The 7,619-nt window shown below is 71.4% G+C and carries 6 protein-coding genes; 3 read left to right on the top strand and 3 right to left on the bottom strand.

Going from position 1 to position 7,619, the window contains the following annotated elements; translation table 11 throughout:
* The 3 genes from KUTG_RS02485 to KUTG_RS02475 form a co-directional block, all read right to left on the bottom strand.
* The coding region (locus KUTG_RS02485; protein ID WP_043714591.1) for a zinc-dependent alcohol dehydrogenase at positions 1-886 on the bottom strand (886 nt) is incomplete at its 3' end.
* Positions 887-913: 27 nt separating this feature from the next.
* Entirely contained in the window at positions 914-2,464 is a 1,551-nt protein-coding gene (locus KUTG_RS02480; RefSeq protein WP_043714589.1) for an ABC transporter permease, read from the bottom strand.
* On the bottom strand, positions 2,461-3,348 hold the full coding sequence (locus KUTG_RS02475) for an ABC transporter ATP-binding protein (RefSeq protein WP_043714588.1): 888 nt from the start codon (positions 3,346-3,348) through the stop codon (positions 2,461-2,463). The genes KUTG_RS02480 and KUTG_RS02475 overlap by 4 nt, the downstream gene beginning before the upstream one ends.
* A gap of 167 nt (positions 3,349-3,515) precedes the next feature.
* Here KUTG_RS02475 and KUTG_RS02470 point away from each other — a divergent pair, with 167 nt between their 5' ends.
* The 3 genes from KUTG_RS02470 (at position 3,516) to KUTG_RS02460 (ending at position 7,586) form a co-directional block, all read left to right on the top strand.
* Positions 3,516-5,192: a sensor histidine kinase gene (locus KUTG_RS02470; RefSeq protein ID WP_052393783.1), complete on the top strand. Its 1,677-nt coding sequence runs from the start codon at positions 3,516-3,518 to the stop codon at positions 5,190-5,192.
* 101 nt (positions 5,193-5,293) lie between these two features.
* Positions 5,294-6,100 carry a slipin family protein gene (locus KUTG_RS02465; protein WP_084578800.1) on the top strand — a complete coding sequence of 269 codons (807 nt, stop codon included), beginning with the start codon at positions 5,294-5,296 and terminating at the stop codon, positions 6,098-6,100.
* Position 6,101: 1 nt separating this feature from the next.
* Positions 6,102-7,586: a CYTH and CHAD domain-containing protein gene (locus KUTG_RS02460; RefSeq protein WP_043714585.1), complete on the top strand. Its 1,485-nt coding sequence runs from the start codon at positions 6,102-6,104 to the stop codon at positions 7,584-7,586.
* The last annotated feature ends 33 nt before the right edge of the window (positions 7,587-7,619 follow it).

Here is a 7,619-nt window from a genome sequence, read left to right as displayed (position 1 = left end):
ACACGTCGGCGAGGTCCTGGCGGGTGCCGACGATGGAGCCCTTCACGGTGATGCCCCTCAGCACGGTGTCGAAGATCGGGATGGTCAGCGTTCCGTCGGCCGGCAGGCCGACGAGGATCATGCGGCCGCCCCGGCGCAGCGACCGGAACGCCTGCTGGAACGCGTCCGGCGCGGCGGCCAGCACGATGGCGACGTCCGCGCCGCCCAGAGCCTCGATGGTCGTCGCGGCGTCGTGGGTGGCCGCGTTGACCAGGCGGTCCGCGCCGGCCTCCTCGGCGACCTGCAACTTGTCCTCGGTGACGTCGACGCCGATGACCTCCGCGCCGCGCAGCCGCGCGTACTGGATCGCGAGGTGCCCGAGGCCGCCGATGCCGAACACGGCCACCTTCTCCGCCGGTTGGATGTCGGCGACCTTCACGGCCTTGAACGTCGTGACGCCGGCGCAGGTCAGCGGCGCAGCGTCCGCAGCGGACACTCCGTTCGGCACCGGCACGACGTAGCGCTCGTCGGCCACGGCGTACTCGGCGTAGGCGCCGTCCACGCTGTAGCCGCTGTTCTGCTGCGCCTCGCACAGCGTCTCCCAGCCGGACACGCAGTACGAGCAGTTCCCGCACGCCGAACCCAGCCAGGCGATGGCCACCCGGTCGCCGACTTCGCGCAGGGTGCAGCCCTCGCCGAGGGTGTCGACGATGCCGACGCCCTCGTGGCCGGGCACGAACGGGGCGTGCGGCTTGACCGGCCAGTCGCCGCGTGCGGCGTGGATGTCGGTGTGGCAGACGCCGCAGGCGATCATCCGCACCAGGACCTGGCCGGGGCCGGGCTGCGGCACGGGGACGTCGCGGATCTCCAGCGGTGCGCCCAGCTCGGGCACGACAGCGGCCTTCATGGTGTTCTCCTCACGTGGGAACGACGGTCAGACCAGATCCCGGCGACGGAACGCGGCCAGCCCGGCCGCGGCGAAACCGACGGCGACGACCGACAGCCAGATCAACGGTGTGGCCGTGACGGCGCCGCCGGGCAGCTTGGGCAGGTGGGTGAACGGGGACAGGTCCATGACCCAGTGGTTGAGCGGGACCAGCGGGCCGAGCTCGCCGATGAACAGGAACGCCACCAGCGCCGCCCAGCCGAGAGCCGAAAGCCGTGGCAGGAAACCGAATGCCGCCACAGTGAGGCCGACGAGCACGAGCGCCGCCGGCAGCTGCGTCAGCGCCGCCCCGATCAGCATCCGGCCATCGGTCAGGCTCGCGCCCAGCCCCATCGCGGTCAGCAGCGCGGCGCAGCCGATGGCGACGACCACGAGGTGGCTCAAGGCCCAGCGGACTCGGCTGACCCCGGTGGCCAGCAGCGACTCCGCGTGCAACGAGGCTTCCTCGCCATGCAGTCGCATCGTGGCCTGCACGCCGTACGCGGCGGCGATCAGGCCGCCGATGCTGAGCTCGGCGGCGATGAACGCGTTGGTGATGCCCTGCTGGCCGCCCATCGCCTCGAACAGGGCCTTGACCTGAGGGGTGGTCTCCAGGGCGCCGATGTTGTTGGCGATGCTGCCGCAGACCGCGCCGAGCACGAGGAAGCCGGCGGCCCAGCCGAGCACCGAGCCGCGGTGCAGCCGCCACGCCAGGCCGAGCGGGCCGTGCAGGAACGCGCTGGCACGAGGCCGGCCGGCTCGTTCGGGCAGCAGTCCGGTGTCGAGGTCGCGGCGCCCGTGCAGGGCGTACGCGCCGAGTGTGAGCACGGCGGCGACACCGGTCAGGACCAGGAACACCCACCACCGGTCGCCGGCGAACGGGCGGATCTGCTGGCTCAGGCCGATCGGCGACAGCCACGACAGCCATTCCGGGCCACGGCTGTCACCGACCGCCCGCAGCAGGTACACCGCCCCCAGCGCCACCATGCCGATCGAGTTGGCGCCACGGGAGCCCCGCGTGAGCTGGGCCGACAGCACGCCGATCCCCGCGAACGCGATGCCGGCGCCCACCCAGGCCGCGCCGAACGCGAGCGAGCCGGCGACCGCCAGGCCGCTGGCGATCAGCGTGAGCGCCGTGACGACGCCGAGCACCAGGCTCGTGCCGACGGAAACCAGCAACGCCGCGGTCAGCGCGGCGTAGCGGCCGACCACTCCCGCGCCGATCAGCTCCAGCCGGCCGGCTTCCTCCTCGGCCCGGCTGTGCCGGACGGCCAGCAGCAGGCACAGCACGGCGACGAAGGCGGTGCCGAGGCCGTCCATCTTGATCATCGACAGCGCGCCGAGCGAGGTCGTGTCGTAGATCCGGCCGTACAGCGCGACCAGCGACGGGACGTCGTTGATGCCGGCCGACGCTGCGGTCCGGGAAGCCGCGTCCGGATACAGGCCGACGGTGCCGGCCACCGACGTCACGGTCATCAGGACGAAGGCGCCGATCCAGACCGGGATCATGATCCGGTCACGGCGCAGCGCCAGCCGCACCAGCGTCCACACGCCGGTCATGACCGCACCGCGTAGTGGTGCAGGAACAGCTCCTCCAGCGTCGGCGGCTGGCTGGTCAGGCTGCGCACGCCGGTGCTGGTCAGGCTGGCCAGCACGGCGTCCAGCTTGTCGCTGTCCACCTCCAGCCGGACCCGGTCGCCCTGCACGTCCAGGTCGTGCACGCCGGGCAGCATGCTCAGCCCGTTCGGCGGCCCGGCCAACTCGGCGGTGATCGAGGTCCTGGTCAGGTGGCGCAGGTCGGACAATGAGCCGGAGTCGACCACTTTCCCGTCACGGATGATGCTCACGCGGTCGCAGAGAGCCTCCACTTCGGACAGGATGTGGCTGGACAGCAGCACTGTCCGGCCGCGGTCGCGTTCCTGCTCCACGCAGGCGCGGAACTCGGCCTCCATCAACGGGTCCAGCCCGGCCGTGGGCTCGTCCAGCAGCAGCAGTTCCACGTCGCTGGCCAGTGCGGCGACCAGGGCGACCTTCTGCCGGTTGCCCTTGGAATAGGCCCGGGTCTTCTTCGTCGGGTCGAGGTCGAATCGTTCCAGAAGTTCCTTGCGGCGCTGGGGGTTGCTGGCGCCGCGCAGCCGGTCGAGCAGGTCGATGACCTCGCCGCCGGTCAGGTTCGGCCACAGCGCCACCTCGCCCGGCACGTAGGCCAGCCGGCGGTGCAGGCTGGTCGAATCGCGCCACGGATTGCCGCCGAGCAGCGTTGCCGTGCCGCCGTCCGCACGCAGCAGGCCGAGCAGAATGCGCAGTGTGGTGGTCTTTCCGGAGCCGTTGGGGCCCAGGAAGCCGTGGACCTCGCCCGTGCGCACGTGCAGGTCGAGGCCGCCGAGTGCACGCGTCCGGCCGAAGGACTTGATCAGGCCCGACGCGGAGATCGCGTCTGTCATGGGTCGAGCGTAGGAACGGGAAATACCTGGTAGGAGTGCCCAAGGCCACCGCCCGCCGGGACCTGTGACCCCGCCCGGACCGGGGCGTAGGGCCCGTGGCCACTTGATCCGGCCGGGCCCGGCGACTACACATGGGTCGACCGAGCACGTCAAGCAGGGAGCGTGCTGTGGACCTGTCCCGTCTTCGCCTCAACGAACTGGTCGCGGAGCTGTCCGAGCACGTGGCCGAGTTGGCGACGGCCAAGAGCCAGGTGCAGGGGCTGCTGGACGCCGTGATGGCGGTGTCGACCGGGCTCGACCTGGACGCCACCCTGGACCGGATCGTGCGGTCCGCCACCGAGCTCGTCGACGCCCAGTACGGCGCGCTGGGTGTGCTCGGCGCGGACGGCAGGTTGGCCAACCACCTCACCGTGGGCATCGACGACGCGACGCGTGCCACCATGGGACCGATGGGACCAAGCACGGCCTGCTCGGCACGGTCATCACCAGGCGACCGCTGCGGCTGCCCGATATCGCCGCCCACGACACCTCTGTCGGCTTTCCCGAGCGCCATCCGCCGATGCGTCTTCTTCCTGGGCGTGCCGGTCCGCATCCGGGACACGGTGTTCGGCAACCTCTACCTGACCGACAAGCGCGGCGGCGGCCAGTTCACCGAGGACGACGAGGTCGTGGTGCAGGCGCTGGCCGCCGCGGCCGGCATCGCCGTGGACAACGCCCGGCTGTTCGAGCAGACCCGACAGCGGCAGCGCTGGCTGGAGGCGCTCTCCGAGCTCGCCACCGACCTGCTGTCGGGCATGGACCAGGACGAAGCGCTCGACCTGGTCGCCCGCCGGGCGGTCGAGCTGACCGCCGCGGACGCCGCGTTGGTGCTGCTGACCCCGAACGGCCACCGCGACCGTCGGGTGGTGCAGGCCGTCGTCGGCGACGTCGACGCCGCCGCGCTCGGCCGGGTGATCGGCAGCGACGACCAGCTCATCGGCGACGTCGTCGCCAGCGGCGCCCCGCTGATCGAGACGGACCTGAACCGCAACCGCGGGGAGTCGGCGCTGGCCGACACGCTGACCGGCTACCAGCACTCGATGGCTGTCCCCATGCGGTCCGGCGAGCACATCACCGGCGTGCTGCTCGTGCTGCGCGGCAAGGAGAGACAGCCGTTTGTCGACGAGCAGCTGCCGCTGCTGGTCTTCTTCGGCAGCCAGGCATCGCTGGCCCTCGAACTCGCCGTGAAGCAGCACGTGCAGCGTCAACTCGACGTCGTGTCCGACCGGGACCGCATCGGCCAGGGCCTGCATGAGCACGTCATCCAGCGGCTGTTCGGGGTCGGCCTGCAACTGCAGGGCATGCTGCCGACCGTCGGCGACGCGGGAGTTCGGCGGATCCGGGAGTCGGTCAGGCAGATCGACCAGGTGATCGCCGAGATCCGCACCTCCGTCTACGACCTGCAGAGCGCCACCGAACCGCAGCCGCTACGCGGTCGGCTGCTGGACGTCGTCGTGCAGGCGACCGGCGACACCGAGCTGGTTCCCACCACCCGGATGCACGGGTCGGTCGACTCCGCCGTGCCCACACCGGTCGCCGATCAGGTGGTTGTCGTGTTGGCCGAGGCGATGTCGAACGTGGTCCGGCACAGCCACGCGCACTCGGTGCAGGTGTCGGTGACCGCCGCCGAGATGTTCGAGATGGAGGTCGTCGACGACGGCGTCGGTGTTCCGTCCGCCGTCGACGGTCGCGGACTGCGCGACATGGCCGAGCGCGCACGGGCCGCGGGCGGCGCGTTGACTGTCTCCGCATTGCCCGGGGGCGGCACGCTGGTGCAATGGCGAGTGCCGCTCACCGAACGGTGACCAACGGCCCTGCCGGCGCGATTCCTGCTGCCCTGCATTGCCAGCCGCTCATGAAACTACCGTCGGGTAAGGGAAACCCGTCGGAAGGGATGTGACCGGCCATGGCGCTGACGATCGTGTTCGCCGTCGTCCTCGTGCTGCTGATCCTGCTGGGCGCGTCGATGCGGCTCGTGCAGCAGTACCAGCAGGGCATCGTGTTCCGGTTCGGCCGGCTGCTGCCGGGCGTGCGGGAGCCGGGGCTGCGGTTCATCATCCCCTTCGTGGACCGGATGGTCCGGGTCTCCCTGCGCACGGTGGTGCTGGGCATCCCGGCCCAGGGCGCGATCACCAGGGACAACGTGACGCTGACCGTGGACGCGGTGGTGTACTTCCGGGTCGTCGACCCGGTCAAGGCGATCATCAAGGTCGAGGACTACCCGCGGGCGGTGCTCCAGGTGGCGCAGACCTCGCTGCGCAGCGTGATCGGCGAGTTCGACCTGGACACGCTGCTCTCGGAGCGCAAGGAGATCAACGCCGAGCTGAAGACCGTGATCGACGCGCCCACCGAGGAGCCGTGGGGCCTGCGCATCGAGCGGGTGGAGGTCAAGGACGTCACGCTGCCGGACACCATGAAGCGGTCGATGTCGAGGCAGGCCGAGGCCGAACGTGAGCGCCGCGCCCGGGTGATCGCCGCCGAGGGCGAGTACCAGGCGTCCAGCCGGCTGGCCGAGGCCGCCGAGCGGATGGCCGCCACGCCGAGCGCCCTGCAACTGCGGCTGCTGCAGACCGTGGTGGACGTCGCCGCGGAGAAGAACAGCACGCTGGTCATGCCGTTCCCGGTGGAGCTGCTGCGCTTCTTCGAGCGCACCGGTGAGCGCGCCGAACTGCCCACGGCCAATGGGCAGCAGCCGGTCAAGACCGAGGTCTGAGATGGGTGTCGAACAGGAGACGAAGCTCGGCGCGCCCGCCGGGTTCGAGCTGCCCGACCTGACGGATGTCGTGGACGGCGCGGTCGCCGAACAGGCCCCGCGCCGGACACTGGTCGCGCAGTACTACGACAGCGCGGATCTCCGGCTGGCGCGGGCCGGCGCGACACTGCGGTATCGCACCGGCGAGGACGCTCCCGTGTGGACGGTGAAGCTGCCGTTCGCGGTCGCCGGAAGTCTGACGGCCCGGACCGAGATCGACCTCACCGGGCCGGCCGATGTGGTGCCGGACAAGGCGGTCGACCTCGTCCGTGCCTTCCTGCGGATGGAATGCGTGGTGCCGGTCGGCGAGGTGCGCACCGACCGCCGGACCGTGGTCGTGCGGGCGGGCGGCGACGAGGTGGAGGTGGTCGACGACCTGGTCACCGGGCATGACCAGGTGCACGAGGCCCAGCGGTTCCGCGAGATCGAGGTCGAACGGAAAGTTGGCGGGGACAAGCTCGCCCGTGCGGTCGTGGCGGCACTCGTCGCCGCCGGCTGCCAGGCGGGGCCACCGACGCCGAAGCTGGTCCGCGTGCTGGGGTCGCGGGCGACACACCCCCCGGACATCGTCGTGCCCGACATCGGCCGGGAGGCGAGCCTGCCCGATCTGGTGCGGCACGCGATCGCCGCGTCGGTGGACCGGATCGTCCGCCATGACGCCGGCGTCCGGCTCGGCGAGGATCCCGAGCACGTGCACCAGTTCCGCGTCGGCACCCGGCGGCTGCGCTCCGACCTGCACACCTTCACCGGCTCCCTCGACTGGGCATGGGTGACGGTGCTGCGGGACGAGCTGTGGTGGCTCGGCGGCAAGGCCGGAGCGGTCCGCGACCACGATGTGTTGGCCGAACGGCTGAGCCGCGAGGCGACGCAGCTGCCCGGCGTCGACCAGGCCGGCGCCGCGGTGCTGATGGCCTGGCTGACCATGGAATCCGCGACCGCCCGTGACGGACTGCTGACGGCACTGCGCAGCCACCGATACATTTCTTTGCTGGACTCGTTGGCCAAGGCCGTCAACGAACCGCAGTTCGCGGACGCGGACACGCGGTCCGCCCGCAAGCACGCGCCCGAACTCGTCGCCCACACCTGGCATCGGCTGGCCCACGCCGTGAAGGCCGCGGGCGACGATCCCACCGACTCCGACCTGCATGCCATGCGCATCCAGGCCAAACGCTGCCGCTACGCCGCTGACGCCGTCGCCCCCGTCGTCGGCGAGCCCGCGCGCCACTTCGCCGACGCCATGGCCGAGATCCAGACCGTGCTCGGCGACCACCAGGACACCGTCGTCGCCGAGGCCTGGCTCCGCGCCACCGCCGACCGCCTGCCCGACGGCCGCGTCGCCGCCGGCCAGCTGATCGCCATCGAACGGGCCGAACGAGCGCGGTTGCGGGCGGCGTGGCCACAGGCCTGGCACACAGCCCGGGACAAGGACCTGCGCGACTGGATGTGAGCCCCAGGCTCGACTCCGCTTCGGGTCGATCTC

It is taken from the genome of Kutzneria sp. 744 (assembly GCF_000568255.1).
GTDB lineage: Bacteria > Actinomycetota > Actinomycetes > Mycobacteriales > Pseudonocardiaceae > Kutzneria.
The sequence above is the reverse complement of the archived record's forward strand: the minus strand, read 5'-3'. Positions and strand labels throughout refer to the sequence as shown.

What these genes read in the sequence shown, in the direction of transcription:
- KUTG_RS02480 (WP_043714589.1), bottom strand. Translation starts at nt 2,464, where the DNA reads ATGACCGGCGTGTGGACGCTGGTGCGGCTGGCGCTGCGCCGTGACCGG.
- KUTG_RS02465 (WP_084578800.1), top strand. Translation starts at nt 5,294, where the DNA reads ATGGCGCTGACGATCGTGTTCGCCGTCGTCCTCGTGCTGCTGATCCTG.
- KUTG_RS02460 (WP_043714585.1), top strand. Translation starts at nt 6,102, where the DNA reads ATGGGTGTCGAACAGGAGACGAAGCTCGGCGCGCCCGCCGGGTTCGAG.
- KUTG_RS02475 (WP_043714588.1), bottom strand. Translation starts at nt 3,348, where the DNA reads ATGACAGACGCGATCTCCGCGTCGGGCCTGATCAAGTCCTTCGGCCGG.